General features: G+C 47.7%; 18 protein-coding genes. All 18 read right to left on the reverse strand.

Annotated features, from left to right (window positions below; translation table 11 throughout):
* Positions 1-47: 47 nt before the first annotated feature.
* A complete protein-coding gene (locus IJ22_RS20440) occupies positions 48-1,181 on the reverse strand; it encodes a flagellin N-terminal helical domain-containing protein (RefSeq protein WP_062410138.1) in 1,134 nt (377 codons plus the stop codon).
* 210 nt (positions 1,182-1,391) lie between these two features.
* Positions 1,392-1,643 carry a carbon storage regulator CsrA gene (gene csrA, locus IJ22_RS20445; protein WP_062410139.1) on the reverse strand — a complete coding sequence of 84 codons (252 nt, stop codon included), beginning with the start codon at positions 1,641-1,643 and terminating at the stop codon, positions 1,392-1,394.
* Positions 1,637-2,107: a flagellar assembly protein FliW gene (fliW, locus tag IJ22_RS20450; RefSeq protein ID WP_062410140.1), complete on the reverse strand. Its 471-nt coding sequence runs from the start codon at positions 2,105-2,107 to the stop codon at positions 1,637-1,639. Before fliW ends, csrA begins: the two co-directional genes overlap by 7 nt.
* Before the next feature lie 98 nt (positions 2,108-2,205).
* Complete coding sequence (locus IJ22_RS20455; protein WP_054817673.1) at positions 2,206-2,775, reverse strand: DUF6470 family protein; 570 nt, start codon at positions 2,773-2,775, stop codon at positions 2,206-2,208.
* A 16-nt stretch (positions 2,776-2,791) separates the two neighbouring features.
* On the reverse strand, positions 2,792-3,688 hold the full coding sequence (flgL, locus tag IJ22_RS20460; protein WP_062410141.1) for a flagellar hook-associated protein FlgL: 897 nt from the start codon (positions 3,686-3,688) through the stop codon (positions 2,792-2,794).
* Between the two features lie 22 nt (positions 3,689-3,710).
* Entirely contained in the window at positions 3,711-5,261 is a 1,551-nt protein-coding gene (flgK, locus tag IJ22_RS20465) for a flagellar hook-associated protein FlgK (protein ID WP_054817674.1), read from the reverse strand.
* Positions 5,262-5,278: 17 nt separating this feature from the next.
* A complete protein-coding gene (locus IJ22_RS20470) occupies positions 5,279-5,782 on the reverse strand; it encodes a flagellar protein FlgN (protein WP_062410142.1) in 504 nt (167 codons plus the stop codon).
* 15 nt (positions 5,783-5,797) lie between these two features.
* Complete coding sequence (gene flgM, locus IJ22_RS20475; protein WP_062411086.1) at positions 5,798-6,067, reverse strand: flagellar biosynthesis anti-sigma factor FlgM; 270 nt, start codon at positions 6,065-6,067, stop codon at positions 5,798-5,800.
* A gap of 92 nt (positions 6,068-6,159) precedes the next feature.
* On the reverse strand, positions 6,160-6,591 hold the full coding sequence (locus tag IJ22_RS20480) for a hypothetical protein (RefSeq protein WP_054817675.1): 432 nt from the start codon (positions 6,589-6,591) through the stop codon (positions 6,160-6,162).
* A 104-nt stretch (positions 6,592-6,695) separates the two neighbouring features.
* Entirely contained in the window at positions 6,696-7,463 is a 768-nt protein-coding gene (locus IJ22_RS20485) for a ComFC family protein (RefSeq protein ID WP_235594182.1), read from the reverse strand.
* 13 nt (positions 7,464-7,476) lie between these two features.
* Positions 7,477-9,378: an ATP-dependent helicase ComFA gene (locus tag IJ22_RS20490; RefSeq protein WP_062411087.1), complete on the reverse strand. Its 1,902-nt coding sequence runs from the start codon at positions 9,376-9,378 to the stop codon at positions 7,477-7,479.
* A 27-nt stretch (positions 9,379-9,405) separates the two neighbouring features.
* A complete protein-coding gene (locus IJ22_RS20495) occupies positions 9,406-9,804 on the reverse strand; it encodes a hypothetical protein (protein ID WP_062410144.1) in 399 nt (132 codons plus the stop codon).
* Positions 9,805-9,896: 92 nt separating this feature from the next.
* Positions 9,897-10,619 (reverse strand): response regulator, encoded by a 723-nt coding sequence (locus IJ22_RS20500; protein ID WP_062410145.1) that lies wholly within the window; start codon positions 10,617-10,619, stop codon positions 9,897-9,899.
* A gap of 4 nt (positions 10,620-10,623) precedes the next feature.
* Entirely contained in the window at positions 10,624-11,778 is a 1,155-nt protein-coding gene (locus IJ22_RS20505) for a sensor histidine kinase (RefSeq protein ID WP_062410146.1), read from the reverse strand.
* 88 nt (positions 11,779-11,866) lie between these two features.
* On the reverse strand, positions 11,867-14,494 hold the full coding sequence (locus tag IJ22_RS20510) for a stalk domain-containing protein (RefSeq protein ID WP_062410147.1): 2,628 nt from the start codon (positions 14,492-14,494) through the stop codon (positions 11,867-11,869).
* 157 nt (positions 14,495-14,651) lie between these two features.
* On the reverse strand, positions 14,652-15,857 hold the full coding sequence (gene metK, locus IJ22_RS20515; RefSeq protein WP_137670886.1) for a methionine adenosyltransferase: 1,206 nt from the start codon (positions 15,855-15,857) through the stop codon (positions 14,652-14,654).
* A gap of 184 nt (positions 15,858-16,041) precedes the next feature.
* Complete coding sequence (locus IJ22_RS20520) at positions 16,042-16,314, reverse strand: alpha/beta-type small acid-soluble spore protein (RefSeq protein ID WP_062410149.1); 273 nt, start codon at positions 16,312-16,314, stop codon at positions 16,042-16,044.
* Between the two features lie 88 nt (positions 16,315-16,402).
* Positions 16,403-16,996, reverse strand: coding sequence for a hypothetical protein (locus tag IJ22_RS20525; RefSeq protein WP_235594183.1), 594 nt, complete (start codon positions 16,994-16,996; stop codon positions 16,403-16,405).
* Positions 16,997-17,014: the final 18 nt, after the last annotated feature.

Raw genomic sequence — 17,014 nt, forward strand, 5'->3', positions numbered from 1 at the left:
ACAGTCGGCTTTTCTCACATTTTTTATACCATTTGATTTACCGGTTATTATCTCAAAAGCTGCAATACGCCTTGAGGAGTTTGGTTAGCTTGCGCAAGCATTGCTTGAGCAGCTTGAGTCAAGATGTTGTTCTTCGTGAAGTCCATCATTTCCTTCGCCATATCTACGTCGCGGATACGGGATTCTGCAGCAGTAAGGTTCTCGGAAGATGCACCCAGGTTGTTGATGGAATGTTCCAGGCGGTTTTGGAACGCACCCAGCTTGGAACGTTGAGAAGATACATCGTCCAGCGCTTTTTGAATCGCAGAGATTGAAGCTTCGGCCGCACCCTTGGTATCGATTTTAATACCGTTAACGTTCAGTGCAGCTGCGCCCATGTCCTCGATAGAAACGTTCATCGTTTGCGAGGAGTTCGCACCGATTTGGAAGGTCAACGAGGTATCCGTGTTGTCAACAATAGCCGCTCTTTGTGTAAAGGTAGCTTCGTCTCCAATGTTGGCTGTTGACAATCCGCCGATGGTTACGCTAGCTTGTCCGATCGTTACCGTACCGCCAGCAGCACCGATTTGCAAGCTGCTTGCATTACCTTGATGATCTGTAAAGGTAACAGTAAAGGTAGTAGCGGAAGTGTTTGCGGATCCGATTCTAATGTTGTAAGACAGGTCGTTTGTGATCGTACCAGCGTTCGTGATTCCTGTAAATACTGCAGAGTTCGAGACCTCATCGAATTTAGCAACTTGTGCTGCATTATTCGTACCGCTCAGGTTACCGTTCAACAGCTTCTGCGTATTGAACTCCGTCGTGTTAGCGATACGATCAAGCTCTTTAACCAGCTGATCCACTTCTTTTTGCAGTTCCTTACGGTCTGCATCCGTGTTCGTATCGTTGGACGATTGAACGGCAAGCTCACGCATACGCTGCAGGATGCTGTGAGTTTCATTCAAAGCACCTTCAGCCGTTTGAATCAAAGAAATACCATCTTGAGCGTTACGCTGTGCTTGGTCCAAACCGCGGATTTGTCCGCGCATTTTTTCGGAGATGGCCAAACCAGCCGCGTCGTCGCCGGCACGGTTGATGCGAAGACCGGAGGACAATTTTTCTAAAGATTTACCAACTGCACTGTTGTTTCCAGACAATTGACGGTGTGTATTTAATGCTGCAATGTTGTGATTAATTCTCATTTTTTTCTTCCTCCCTGAAGGTTCGTTTTCCCACATCCATGTGGTTTTCAACTATTCGTAGGTCGGCCGCCCTATGAATCGTTCTTATTATTATTATCGTAATTCATCGATACGTACTGTAGGTGTAATTTCGATCAATTAGATGCGTATTGGCCATTTTCAGGGATAAAACCGGCCTTTTTTCTCAAAATATCGCTATATTTCTTTAATTTACGACGAATTTCTATTTTTATTTCGCTTCTCCTTAATCAAAGCGTTTAAATCCTTGAGATTCACAGCTATATTGGACGCTTCACGGTTGGATTCCTGTATCGACAAATAAACCTCTTTTCTGTATACCTCGACATTTTGGGGAGCTTTAATGCCTATTTTAACCGTTTCCCCTTCTACTCCCAGTACAACCAACTCCACCTGATCCCCGATCATAATCGATTCGCCCTTCTTGCGGGTAAGTACTAGCATGACGGCTCACCATCCATTTGTGACGGAACGGTATTCGCCGCCGAGTCTACAAGCCTGTGCTTTGTTTTATAGGGGGTATTGTGAAGGATCACTTGTTTGCCGATTTTTGTCGCCATGTTAATAATGACAGGGGCAAGAAGATTTATCGTTATATTTTCAATATCGCTGGAGACGGTAATAATGGACCAAATCATCAGATCTTTGGCATCCTTGATTCCCAGCTCTTCTTCCACGCTTTCCGGCAGCTGAAATTCGTAGCTTGGATAGAACAAGAATGGATTCGTAATGACAAACGATAAATTATGATTGTCTACGGACTGCATAAATGAAAAAGGCTCATCCGCCTCGGATTGCAAAATCACATATTGCCGATATTCTTCAAAACCGGGCAAGCCTTGAGGAAAGGTGATGATATGATCTTCCTCCACGACAATTTGCCCGAATTGCAAAGTACTTACCATCATCTATTGATCACCCCTTTATGGAAATAAGAAAAGCTCCTGCCGGAGCTTTGCGAAAAATATATCAAAAACTACAGACTTTTTAACCTGTAGTTTCTTGCCTATATTTTCAGATCAATTTGCGGAGGTGTAATTTCTACCTTTGGATATTGCAGCATGTAGATGTCCAGCTTTCCTCGAGAAACGTTCAGCTCCGGCCGGTTCACCTGTACATTAACTTCTACAAGGCCATCAGTCACTTCGATCCTCGGTTTGTTTGCAGTATAGTGAATATCCACATTATCATACGCCGCCGGCCCCACAAAATTAAACTCAAAACGTTCGAAAAAAAGCTGCTGCGCATTATCGGCTATAGGATTCCCACCTGCTGCGATGTTGCCGAGACGGTTGCCTTGCTCTACGATTCTCGCGATCCCTTGCAGCGCTACATTCTTGGCCTCCGAATAAATCCGGTTCATCGTCTCAAGATGGCCTCCTCTGTTCAGCGCATCCCATGCCTTGCTCTGGTCGATTTGCAGATCTCCGCGCGGAGATTCGATTTGCAGCTTCGGCGGTACCCGCTTCATCTCGTAGGTCGCCTTCGGCTGCTTTTGTTCGAGCGTTGCGTGGTCAGCATCAATACCCAGCTGCGCAAACTGTTGATGAATGGAGATGGAGGGGAAAGAGACCATCTTCTATACCGACCTCCTAGCGTAAAAAGTCGACTAAGCTAGGTTGAATAATTTTGGCTCCCGCCGAAAGAGCAGCCTGATATACATTCTCACCCATTTTTAAGTTTGTAATCACCTCAGCCATATCCGCATCCTCTGTTTTGGACTGCAGGCTTTGTAAATTGGTGCTCATATCGACCAATCTTCCTTGAATGAGTTCAATCCGGTTCATTCTGGCTCCGACCTCTGAACGCATCTCAAGAATCTTGTTCATTCTTGTATCAATTTTGTCAATAGCATTACTAACCCCGGCGTGATTATTATTGGCAAGATCGGTGATCATATCGTTCAAAATGAGGAACACATTATCGGGATCCGTAGGTAGACCAAAAGCATCAGCCCCGGTAATATTAACAGGCAGCTTAATGCCAGGTCCCATTTCAAATTGCAAAAGCCCGTAATCCGTCGTTTCTGTCGCTGCCCCTGCTTCGGTATAGGGCTTAATATCAGTGAGTTGACCATTAAACACATATTTCCCCTTAAACTTGCTGTTCCCGATATCGACCATCTGCTTATACATTTCTTCGATTTCGGTTTTCATGGCTTCCATAGCTGTATCCGGATTGGTAGCATTGGCGCCTTTAACAGCCAATTCCCTTACACGCTGCAGCACATCTCCGGCTTGTCCCAGCATCGTGTCCGTAAAATCCAGGGTCGAAGCGCCTGCGTCCACATTTCTTTGAAATTGATCGGTTGCCGAAAGCTCACTCCGATATCTTAATGAAAATGTGATTCCCACGGGGTCATCGGATGGAGCATTGATCTTGCGAGCGGTGGACAACTGATTCTCCAAATGACTCAATCGGCCCAGATTCGTAGAAACGTTCCTCAGCAATTGCGAACTGATCATGCCTTGCGTTACTCTTAACGGCATTATTCCCCCTCCTTTTCATCTATTATCTGCCAACGACACCCATGCCGTTAATTACTTTGTCTAACGTTTCATCAAAAGTGGTCATCGCTCTGGCCGCGGCGTTGTATGCATGCTGAAACTTAATCATGTTGGACATTTCTTCATCCAACGATACGCCGCTCACCGATTGTCTTCTGGATTCCACTTGATCTACAAGAATTTTCTGGTTGGTCGCTTGACGTTGGGCCTCTTTGGTTTGTACGCCAACCTGACCGACAACCGAACGAAAATAATCGTCTACTGTTGCCATAGATGCATTGGCTCCTGTTCCAAAACTAAACTTGGCATCCCTCACCTGAGACAACAAAAGAGCCGCCGTATTGTTTCCGATCACGACTTTTTCATTCGCTCCCGTGCCTATTGTACGCATAGAAGTGGCAATAAGATTGGGGTTATCGACGATCGCCGAATTCACCTTAAATGTCGCAGCCGTTACCGGTTGTCCGGAGTTTTCATCAAAGAAAGGCACCCCGAAAGATGGATTTCCCAGATTATATCCGAGCTTGTGCAAACCGTTAAAGCCGTTCACTTCGACGGTCAGATCGCTGGTCAATGTCCTGTTACTGCCTGAATAGGTGACCCCGTTCAACACGGTCCCCTCGGGCAAAACCGAGTCCTTAGGAATCGTTACGGTGATTTTCCCATTCACCAAAGTATTCGCAATCGTATCCAGCTCCGATATATAGCTTGCCACATATTGATCTCTCGAAACAATCATGCCATATACTTCACCGCCGTTAAGGTCACCGGAGGCAAACGCCTGATTTAAGATATCGCTTGTCATCACAGACGGGGTACCGCCTGCAACAATGGCTGTATTTCCCATCGTGATGGTGTAACCTTGATCCGTATCCACTACTTGGATATTCACAATTTTAGACAACTCATCGGTCAACAAATCCCTTTGGTCTCTAAGATCGTTAGCGTTATCACCTATTCCCTCTACGCGCTGAATTTCTTTATTCAGGTTAGATATAGTAGAAGCAATCGTGTTAATTTGGCTTACTTTTACATTAATGTTCTCTGTCAGATCAGCGCTCAAGTCGTTTAATTGCTTGCTTGTGGCATTAAAGGCATCCGCAAGAGCCAATGCATTCTCGCGGACAATCTTTCGTCCATCCGTGTTTTCCGGATCTTTGCTGAGATCGGACCACGCTTTCCAAAAGTTATCAATCACTGTTCGAATACCGGTATCCGAAGGTTCGTTAATGATTTTTTCAAGCTTCTCTAATGTATCTTGTCGGACGGACCAACTGCCAAAGGATTTATTTTCATTTCTGAATTGATTGTCCAAAAAATTTTCACGAATTCTCGTAATGGACCCGAATTCAACCCCTGTGCCTAATTGACCGGGAACATTCGATCGGGTCATGCCTACGGCTTCAATTGGTCTTGATGCATTCATATTCACAACCTGCCTAGAGTAACCTGCAGTGTTGGCATTGGCTATGTTGTGTCCTGTCGTCTGTAAAGCAGCCTGCTGCGTAAACAATGAGCGTTTCGCAGTCTCCAGTCCATGGAAAGTTGATCTCATAGGAATACACTCCCGTTCTATGCCTTCGTATCAAACAACCGATTCGGCTTCATACTTGAACTCAATTGCTGGTGCGGGTTATGATAAATCACTTCATCATCAGATGAACCGGCAAGCAGGTCAAGAGAGTAATTAATATATTTTAAAGAATGCTCGGTAAGCTGTTGATTGAATTGATTCAGCTCCCGCAGCTTGCGGATGGTTGCCAAGAGCTGCTTTTGCTCATCCATCAGCTGCTTTTTTTCGTCCATATTAAAAATAATCTTCGTCAAGTCGCTGACGGTCACCCGGGGATTAGGCTTATACCCTTTCTCCATGAGAAAGGCTCCGGTTGCTTCCAGACGCTGCTGGTCCAATTCCCCGATCCGCTTCAACAGCTTGTTTTCTTTGTTCACAATTTGCATCAATTGTTCCACTTCGTTATGGATAATTACATGCTTCTTCCGCTCTGCAAGATCCAACAAGGTGTTATGAACATCATTCAGCTCCGCCATCGTTTGCAACAGGGCTTCCAAAGACATGGCTCTCCACTCCAACTAGAATTTCAAAAAAGGAAATATTTTTTCAGCCAGCGTACGGGCATCGACATGATACGAACCCGCTTTCACCGACTTTTTCAATTCGTCAAGTCTTTCCCGATCTGCCGGTTTCGCCCCGGAACTTTCAAGCAGCTCCTTGGCTTCGGTAGAAATTTCCACATGATCTTTCATCTTGCTCTTTTTCCCGGATGCCGCCGCTTGTATATGTTCCTGGTTCTTCTTGTATTGGTTCACCGGACTAACCTGATTCGTTCCATTAATTTTCATCTTGTTCACCTCGACTGACAGCAATAGTAAGCCCACCGATTCCTGTATTACTACTTTTATCGGTGGGCTGTTTTTAAAAGTTTAGATGGAATTCATTTATTTTGTCGATCTTCAAGCCTGTCCCTAATTTTAAATGCAGCATTCCTTTGCTGCTGCTCCTCCCGAATTTTCTTTCGTTCCTCATCTTCGTGAAGGTGATCAAAGTCCTTCACCAAGCGTGTTCGGCAGTTATCACATATATTGTTGCTGCGAATCGGCGCTCCGCAAATATCGCAGTCATAGGTCATATTGGGATTGTTTTTGATGGAAATACGGCCTTCACGGATAAACTTGACGATCTGTTTGATGTCTACGCCCGTTGCGTCACTAAGCTCTTGAATCGTGCATGTCCGGTTCTCCCGAAGGAACTGTAAACATTTTTCATATTCCGCTTCCAGACTCTTAATGCAGTTTGGACACATGCCGTAGTTATTCTTGACATAAACTTTACCACACCTACTGCAGTTTGCCACATTGAGACTCATGTTACCCCCCCGCTCCTTTCGGCCCATATCTACGTTTAGTTTATCTCAAAGAATACGACAATGCACTCCTTTTTTTGACAAATGTGAGAATTTTCATGCCATTTTTACCTTGCCCAACTGACCCCATACACGTGAACCGGTAAAATAGTCCTGATCGTTCGGGCGCATTCGTTGAAGGTACTTCCGGTCGTATACACATCGTCCACAAGGTAAAGACGTACTCGCCCCTTCCGGCATGCCGAGGCAATAGGAGCGATTTGAGAAAGATCAGGTACAAACACCCCCGCCATATCGTCAAGCCGATCGGCTCTGGCTTTGAAGCTTTGCTTGTCGGTGTGGCGGGCTCTGGTCAGCAGAGAAATGACCGGTATACCGGTCAATCTCCCAAGCTCCCTGGCCATTTGCTCTGCTTGATTAAATCCCCGTTCGGCGTATCTTTGTGCGCTCAAAGGAACGTAAGTGATCCATTCGGCCGCATCGGACCGGGCTTTGCCCTTGTGATGCAAATGATAAGCGTGCAGCAGCATGGGGCCGAGTACCCTCGCAAGCGATTCTTTCCCCCGATACTTATAAAGGGCCAGCCATTCCTTCATATGTTCGTCATAACGAACAACACTGCGGTTTTGGGTAAAGTATGTAGATTTGCGCCGCGGACAATCCGGGCATTCCACGTGCCGGCCGCACCGGTCACATCGTACGGCATGTATCCAGGGTATAAGTTCATAGCAGCGCCGGCAGACAGGCAGGCGTATTGTCCCGCTCGCTCTTCTTCCTCCACACACCAGGCAGGACGATGATCTGGGCGCAAGCAGCGTCTCCGTCCGGCTGATAATGCGGATGAGCCACTCGGTCACCTCACCGATCTTTAACAACCGCAGTCCCTCCTTAAGCATCAATATACCCTTTTTTGAGGGCAAGAACGTTCATATCCACGATTTGCTTCACAGCCTGGGATTGTGAGCGTGTCTTTTCTTTTGCGGCGAATACGACCAGCCCCTTGGGGTCTTGAGCGGACCTGCCTGCCCTTCCGGCCATTTGGACGAGCGCAGCAGCATCAAAAACAGGCGAGTCCGCATCCAAAATAAACACATCCGACTTTGGTATCGTAACCCCCCGTTCCAAAATCGTCGTCGTTACCAGCATGCGAATCTTCGCGGCTCGAAAATCCGTTACTTTGCCTGTGCGGTCAGCATCCTTGGAGGACGTGCCCTGTATGTTCACATCAAGGAAAGCCCGGCGCAGCAGCTCCGTAAACGGCTCGACCATCGCAATGTTCGGCACGAATACGAAAATTTGAGCGCCACGATCGAGCGAAGCCTGCAGTTTTTGCTTTAGTTTTCCAGGCAGTATGCCCTGCCGAAGCGTTTGCCTCAAGCCCGGGCATCCCATTAGGAAAGGAACCGGAAGAGGATGCCGATGATACCTTGCGGCTACGCGGGCATGCGGCAGCGTGCCCTTCTTAACCGCCCGCTGCAGCTCTGCCGGCGGTGTCGCCGACAGCAGGATATACGCACCGCCCGGTGCGCAGACCTGCTCCGCGGCATACTGCAGCTGCGGGTTATTGTGGTAGGGGAATGCATCCAGTTCATCCACGATCACCAGCTCGAAGGCACGGTGAAACCGCATCAATTGGTGCGTCGTCGCCAACGTCAGCTCCCCCTGCTCCCACCGCTGCTCGCTCCCCCCGTAAAGCGTAACCACCTTGACCGACGGAAAAGCTTTCTCCAGCCGCGGCTTCAGCTCCAGTACCACGTCACGTCTTGGAGTTGCGACCACTACTTTTCCGCCGCATGCCAGCGTATATTGGATCATCGGAAAAATCATTTCCGTCTTCCCCGCTCCCGTAACCGCCCAAATTAAAAATTTTTTTGTCGGTCCTTCATTCTTATTTTTCCTTGAAAGGGGTTTATTTGCTTTCAAAAAATCCAACGCCAAGCCCGATGCTTCCTTCTGAACCTCGCTTAATCCCCAACGACTCAATATAGCCTGCCTATCCGGTTCCTGTGCCCACTCTTCCTTCTCTTGCGATTCATTCAAAGTCTCTGTGCGAATCAAAGGCGTACAGTATCGTACTCGCCCCATCGTCAAGCACGTTTCACAGTATGGGCAAGGGCCTTGGCAATACGGGCAATCCGTCCATACGATCGAAACCGGCACTTCTCCGTCGGCCCTTGGTCCGGGTCCCTTTCTCTTCGGATACCGCCGAGCCCCCTCGCTTCCGCATCGCCTGCACCGCCATTTTGATGAACTATCCAGCAAGAACTTCAGCACCCCGCCGGATTTTCGCTTCTCCACACCGGATTCGAGCACAATTCGTCCCTGAAGCCAAGCGCTCTGCAGCAAGTAACCGACTGCTTCTGCCCATTGCGGTTCGCCCTGGTTCTGCATCAATGCCTTGAACTCCTCCAAAAGCAAAAAACGTCCCTTCAGCAAAAACGACATCGTTGCGAGCACCCGCTCCATCTCGGTATTACCGTCAATAGAAGAACGCTCAAACATGGAAGGCTTCCATTCCCGCAGCCGCCACTCCCGCAGCTTTTCCCTTGCCATTCCGATCTCTCTGCCGCCGCTGCGCAATGTCTCCATCAGCTTTCCCTCTGCCGAACTCAGCGAAATATGATGTACCAGCTCCATAGCTTGTCCAAACGATAAGGCCGGCTCCAGCACACGAAGCTTGAATCGGCTGCCGTACAATCGGAACCAATGGTCTCGGTCGGCCCGAATATCCAAAGAAACGTGCCAAGAACAGCCTTTGGGAGAAAGCAAAACGTAGACCAAAGCTATCATGAATCGTTCAATCCCCATTTCCATCCCTTATAAATACCTGTAAGCGTTTCCTAAACGATCATTGTGGTTAAGCCGGACAACAATCATCTGCTCATCCCGATGCTTCAGAACCCATTCATCCCAGTCCATTTCCGCTATCGTCCAGATGTTCAAATGATGCTCCAATCTTAACCGCTCGGCGATAGCCAATGTATCATCAGTCGATCCTTCATCAACAATGGTGACGGCGATGGTTCTGCCTTTGATCCAAGAGAAAAAGTGCAGCGAACGAAGATACCATTCCATCTGAAGCTGATTATTATATGTTCTCAGAACATAATGCGCAACCGGTTCAGTCCCGCGCCGTTTCCAGTGCCAATGCAGCAAGTGGACGAGTAAGATCCCCCCAGCATAACAACCCATAATCCAAACCAAGCCTAACATCATAACGGCTTCCCTCCCTTAAGAGCATTATATGCTGCCCAAGAGAAGTTGGTTCCTTGCCCGAACCAAAGGCTGTGATGAGCCCGGTGCGACGATTATAACGTAACCCAGCCGTTCTTTATGGCGACGATGACAGCCTGAGTACGGTCGTCAACCTCCATTTTTTGCAAAATGCTGCTGACATGGTTTTTTACGGTCTTTTCACTGATGTAGAGGAACTCCCCAATCATCTTGTTGCTCTTGCCTTCAGCCATCAATCGCAGCACTTCGGCTTCCCTGCGCGTCAATGGGCTGTTATCCATATGTACATACTTCACATCGGCTTCTTTGGTTGAACCGGAAGCGGCAACCCCCTGCTCGTCCAGATATGTCATGCGGCGCAGTTGATTAATCAGCTTGCCGGTTACCTTCGGATGAATGTAAGCATGTCCCGCAACGACCGAACGAATGGCATTAATTAACGATTCAGCCTCCATGTCCTTCAGCAAATAGCCGGATGCTCCTTTGCGCAGTGTTTCAAATACATAGCTCTCATCGTCATGAATGGATAAAATTATCACCTTGATGTCTGGAAAAATATCTTTAAGCTTCTCCGTGGCCATCACGCCGTTCTCGACCGGCATATTGATATCCATCAACACGATATCCGGATGGAGTGTGTTGCACAGTTCAAGCACCTGAATACCGTCACCGCATTCGCCGACGACCTCCAGATCGTTCTCCATGTTCAAAATGCGTTTTACGCCTTCGCGAAATAATTGATGGTCGTCCGCGAGAACGAGCTTTATGGGGCGTTTGCCGCTGGCCATAATGTCCATTTGGTTAATCCTCCTTGGAATCAGACTTGATCGGTATGACCATGGATATTTTCGTTCCCACTCCAACGGTAGAATGGATGTCCAATCTTCCTTCGAGCAGTTCCACGCGTTCCCGCATACCCATCAATCCGTAATGACTTCCGTCTGTGATTTTCTTTTCGATATTATCTGTAATAAACCCGACCCCGTTATCGGTGATCGTGAGCTTGATCATTTGCTGCTGGAACGTCAGCTCCAGCGAGACGAATGAAGCTGCAGCGTGCTTATGCACATTGGAGAACGCTTCTTGAACCAAACGGTATACCGCAACCTCCATCCCTGAAGGCAGGCGGACTTCTTTGCCGATCAGTTCAAATTTCGTTCGGATTTTCGATTTTTCTTCATAATCTTGGACAAATTTCCTTAATGTCGGCACTAAACCAAGATCGTCGAGCGCCATGGGACGGAGATTGAAGATGATCTTACGGACCTCTTCGATCCCGCTCCTGACACTAACTTTCAAATCGTCTAATTCATTCTTAACGGCATTATAGGCCTGTTTGGCCAGCATTCGTTGGGTAATCTCCGTCCGAAGTACCATATTCGCCAAATTCTGTGCCAGACCGTCATGGATTTCCCGCGCAATACGCTTACGTTCCTCTTCCTGGGCCAAAATGATTTTAAGGCCCAGGAGCTGCCGATTTTTGGCAGACTCCAAGAGCCGCGTAACTTGATTCAAATCCCCGGTCAAATATTCCAGCACGACACCGAATTGGGAAACAAGCGCTTCCGCGCGTTCAAGCTGCTTATCCAAGTTCTTCAGACGTTTCTGCAGATCGTCCCTCCGCAGTTTCAAATGCAGCTCTTTTTCCCTATGGATGGCCAATTGCGCTTGAAGCTGTGTAGCCGCTTCATAGGCCATACGGATGTCTTCTTCATTGAAACGCTTGAAATCCCGGCTCACTTCAGTCAAACGCACACGAGAACGACGGTATTCCACTTCGAAGCGGTCTACCGTATCGATCGTTCTCGCGGTTTCTTCGAATACGATTTGCAGCTCTTTATTCAGCGCTTCGCGTTCTGCCCGGACGCTTTCACAGATCTCGTAAATTTGGTATTTGCTGTTCTCCATGACATCAATGGCATTCTTGATGACACGGTCAAAAACATCGACAGACATCCGGACAAAGCTCCTTCGCCATTTTTCTCAATAGCATTAGCAATATAGTACCATAATTTTGAAATATTGTGAGAGCTATTAGTACTAATTATTGCAGGGTCACTTGTCGGGTCTGCGGATCCCATGTCACTTTCCAGCCCAAATTCTCCGATAAGATGCGCAGCGGCACCATCGTCAAATTGTTCATGATGACCGGCGGCACTTCTGCCGTAACTCTTTGGCCATTCACGATCAGGTCTGGATTATCGATCCACAGATCAATCATTTTGCCGCCGCGAATGACGGTGACCTTGCGCTCCGTATCGTCCCACCGTACGGTTCCGCCAAGAGCGTCCGTCACAAAACGAATTGGGATCAAGGTATTGCCTTTTTCAATGACTGGGGCTTGCTCCAGCATCATTCTTTTCCCGTTAACGGTCACATCTTTTTTATTGATCGTCAGGCTAATCGAATTGAACGATGGTTTCGCCAAACCGCCTCTGTACGTAAACGTGATATCATCAATCCCGATGGCGCTTTTGGCAAGGCGCTCATCCTGACCGATCTCCTCATTGACGACATAAATGCTCTTCACCCGGATAGGGTAGCTTATTGGGTATTCCGACAGATCGGCAGTCACCTGCTTCCATCCCTTCCAGTTGATGCTGCGTGCCAAATCGACCAAATGAACCTTACCTGCATTATCCAGTATCTCCGCACGCAACCAGTTCAGGCTTTCGTCACCATTGACTTTTACCTTCATATATTGAGGCTGCCCCTCGATCACAATACCGGTATTCATGGCTGCATAAGCCCATTTATTGCCTGTGCCTTGCGTAAAATCGTAATTCAACTCCAGATACTTGTTTCCCGTTTCACTCAGCTTGATGGATACTCCAGCCTTAACCTCCTGAGGCTTCACTTCAGACGTCGTCATGACTGCAAAATTATCCAGATCATACCAAACTTTATCAACCCCTGCAGGGATGACAGTCATAGTGCTGTAGCCATCATACTTCGCTATGAGCTGGGCACCGGTGCTTCCGGCCAGGCTGTTCACTTTTAATGTTCCGTTGGCCAGCTCCCCTTGTATACCGAGCACTTCCCATTGGATCAGCTGCGGCGGGATTTCTCTGCTTTTTCCAGTTAAGGTTGTCGCAATAACCGGAGGCAGTTTAACGGACTCTCCCTCGGTTAGTGTCATGTTATCGGCCTTAATGCTCATGCTCTTCAATTGGTTTCTTCCTACGACTTCAATATTAGCCGTCGATTGCCCTTTACCGCTTACGGCCGTCACTTTGGCCACTCCCGGTTTTGTTGCGGTGAATACATTTTCTTTGAATGTACCGCTATTGTCCGCGACACTCCATTGAGCCGGCAGTTTGGAGGTTTCTACAGGATTATAATAGATATCATAGGCCTTATAGCCTAACGCTGCCTGCTCGCCCACGAACATGAAGCTCGGGGCTTGAATGAAGATCTCTTTCACCTCACCTTGCGGAGCGGTAGAGTACACCCCTACGCCGTTGACAACGCGCCGCTGGGCGCCGGTTTCCGTTTTATTCACGAGGACAGGTTCAAATTCCCCTAGCGGGCGTGCAGCCATCTGTGTCGACCCGCCGCCGTCCAGATTTAGTCCTTTCCATACCCCCACCTTAATCATAAACTGCTGCAGCTCCTGCATGCTTAGCCCTTTGCTGTCGCCGTAATTATCGACGGTAATCAGATAGGCCGTTTTCATATCCTGCGAATATCCGATCGCCGTACGCGAACGATTGCAGCAAAGACTTGCGACTTCACGCGAGAAGGCCGCCGGCTTCCCCTCGTCCACCATAATCGTGTGGCCGCCAATCATCATTTTAAACGTACTCACATCATAATTTTTGTTCGGATCCTGTGCCAGCACTTGATAATCGGCTTTCAACGGATCTCCTTCTTTGAGGTGCGTAACGACAAAATCGGCCGCTTTGCCCGAGGCACGCAGAATATAACCATCCTCAGGAGCAATCATCCGGATAATGCCGTTAACGGCGATTTGTTTAATGATGCCATTCTGGACCAAGACCTCCGTCGGTACGGTTACTCCATCATTAGAGCGGTCTATCTGCCCCCATGCATTGGTATACATAAACATGCCGTCGATATGACTGTGTTCCTTGCTCGGCTCGAACCAATAGTATGTTTTATTGATGCCCCCGAGCGGATAGGAAGCTCCGTCTTTGGCAATAATCGATCCTTTAAAAGTAAATAGGTCCACAATCGGTTTGTTGTTCTTGTCCAAGGCAAAAGAATAAAATCCCGGCAGGTAAGGCGGAGTAGCCATCAGCTGCCCATTGGAAATCTGAGGGCCCATGGGCACGCCTTCAGCCTGTGTATTATAAAAGTCACCATTGATCCCGGCGACCGCCTTCGTTTCCTTTGTCATTCCCAGTACCGTTTGTTTCTTCGTAAACTGATTTCCCGTACCCGTCATCACATCTAATTTCACGTTCGGATTCGTCAAATCAACTTCTATCACATTTCCATTGACTTGAACTTCTTTATTGTTCCGCATAGATTTCCATACATATTTCTTCAACACAGCACCGGACGTCAAAATTTCCTGGCTCAGCATCGTCACGGTCGGTTCATTCGCCGCATAAGCCGCATTCCCGCCTGTTCCCGGCCAAGACGACAGCAGCAGCGACGCTGCAAGGACAACACACGACAACTTTCGCCATTTCTTTTGCAAACTCACTCTTTTGTTCTCCTCTCTCGTTTCCACTCTCCTTTATCTTAGACTCTATTACTATCTAAAAAGTTACGATATTCTTCTTGAAAAATAGTGATAAAAAATCAAAAAGACGACCCGGGATACGGATCGTCTTGCTTAGACAGATCATGGGTTAAAACATTTAGTTCAGAGCATCCGCCTTAAGCAGCTCCGCTTTGTCCGTACGCTCCCACGGCAAATCCACATCCGTACGTCCAAAATGACCGTAAGCTGCCGTTTGCTTGTAAATCGGGCGGCGCAGGTCAAGCATTTTAATGATGCCTGCCGGACGCAAGTCAAAGTTTTTGCGAACAATCTCTACCAGCTTCTGCTCGCTTACTTTGCCTGTACCGAATGTATCGACGGAAATCGATACCGGCTTGGCAACGCCAATAGCATAGGCCAGTTGAACTTCACACTTGTCTGCGAGGCCTGCGGCAACAATATTTTTCGCTACATAACGAGCGGCATATGCACCGGAACGGTCAACCTTAGTAGGATCCTTGCCGGAGAATGCACCGCCGCCGTGGCGTGCATAGCCGCCGTAGGTGTCAACGATGATTTTACGTCCTGTCAAACCGGCATCCCCTTGGGGCCCACCGATAACAAAACGGCCTGTCGGATTGATGAAATATTTGGTGTTTGCATCGATCAGATGATCTGGCACGATCGGTTTAATTACATGCTCTTTAATATCGGCCTGGATTTGCTCCAATGTCACATCTTCCCCGTGCTGCGTAGAAACAACAATGGTGTCTACACGAACTGGGGTAGGACCGTCATACTCAACAGTAACTTGTGTCTTTCCGTCAGGACGAAGGTAGGGAAGCTTGCCGTTCTTACGAACTTCTGTCAAACGGCGGGCAAGCTGATGCGAAAGCGAGATCGGCAGCGGCATCAATTCCGGCGTCTCGTTAACCGCAAACCCGAACATCATTCCTTGGTCACCTGCGCCAATGGCTTCAATCTCATCATCGGACATTAGTCCCTCACGTGCTTCAAGCGCTTTATTCACGCCCTGTGCGATGTCTGGAGACTGCTCGTTCAAGGAAACCAATACCGCGCAAGTTTGGGAGTCAAATCCGAATTTGGCGCGCGTATAACCGATATCTTTGATGGTTTGACGCGCAATCGCCTGGATATCGACATACTCCGAGCGGCTGCTGATTTCGCCAATGACAAGCACAAGACCTGTAGCAACCGAAACCTCGCATGCTACGCGGGCATTCGGATCATTAGCCAAAAATGCATCCAATACGGAGTCTGAAATTTGATCACAAATTTTATCCGGATGACCTTCTGTAACAGACTCGGATGTAAATAAGCGGCGACCCACTGGATTAGACATAAGAATAACCTCCTAAGGCTAGTATTCATAAATACACGCATAAGTACACATACAAAAAATCAACCTTTTCCGCTTGGAAAAGGTTTCTTTGGCTGTTACCTTCTTTATAGTATGTTACTGGATTTGTCTAAGTGTGTCAATAAATTATGATAATTTCCAACAATAATTAACACAGGTGTCACGATTACAGGTTGAGCATCATTTCCTCGGCTTTTTTAATCAAACGTGCTGTAATCGTGCCTCCAACCGCACCGGCATCCCTCGATGCAATATGTCCCCAGTAATCTTCCTTTATGGAATGCGATGGAAGCAATCCTAATTCCGTAGCAAATTCCACGTTCATATTGGCCGCCTGCTTACCAACCGGGAGTCCAAGCTCCGCAGCGATCTCATATTTTAATACATCCAATGCCTTTCCGCTTTCCGGTACCACTTTCTTGTTGTTATTCTTAGCCACTACGAGTACCTCCTTTTTCGGAATGTAGTCATAGTGTTTCCTCTATGTAGACAAGCAAACGTATGAATGACTGGAGAAATGGGTAAAATTATGGAGTAACCTTGGAACCGTCGGCATTGGTTAACAAATAATTCCCGCGAACCATGACATAGATGTCTTGATTGGATTTCGGATCAGGCTTAATCCCGCGTCCCTCACGAGGAACAATGAGCAAATGGTTAAGTTCAACGCTTGTTCCTGCAGTAATATCTTTACCGGCCGTTACATCGGCAATTCCGTCTGCTGTAGAGCTAAAGGCAACTGCCTTTCCTGTTCGAACGATAATCTCGGCGCCTGCGCCGCCAAAAAGTAATTGGCCTTGCTCCAGCTTAATAACGGTAAGTCCAGAATTGGATACGGCAGGTTGGGTAGAATCACCTGTTCCGGAAGATGGAGCCGATCCGGTTTTGGCTAACTCCGAAGCGATGATCTGTCTGATTTTTTCTTCATTGAAGGTTTGTTTAGCGAGTTCATCAGCAATTTTATTTGCAATATTTTGGTCGAAATAGCTCTTCGTGATGACCGGGTCATCTACCGAGCCGGGAACAGTACCGCCTTGGGGTGCATCGGCGTGGGCAAGGAGGATACCATTGATTCCAAAAATCAATACTGAGGCCGCAATCAGCTTTTTAATATTCAACACAAACCAACCCTCTCTCTT

This window comes from Paenibacillus naphthalenovorans, from assembly GCF_001465255.1.
GTDB classification, from domain to species: domain Bacteria; phylum Bacillota; class Bacilli; order Paenibacillales; family NBRC-103111; genus Paenibacillus_G; species Paenibacillus_G naphthalenovorans.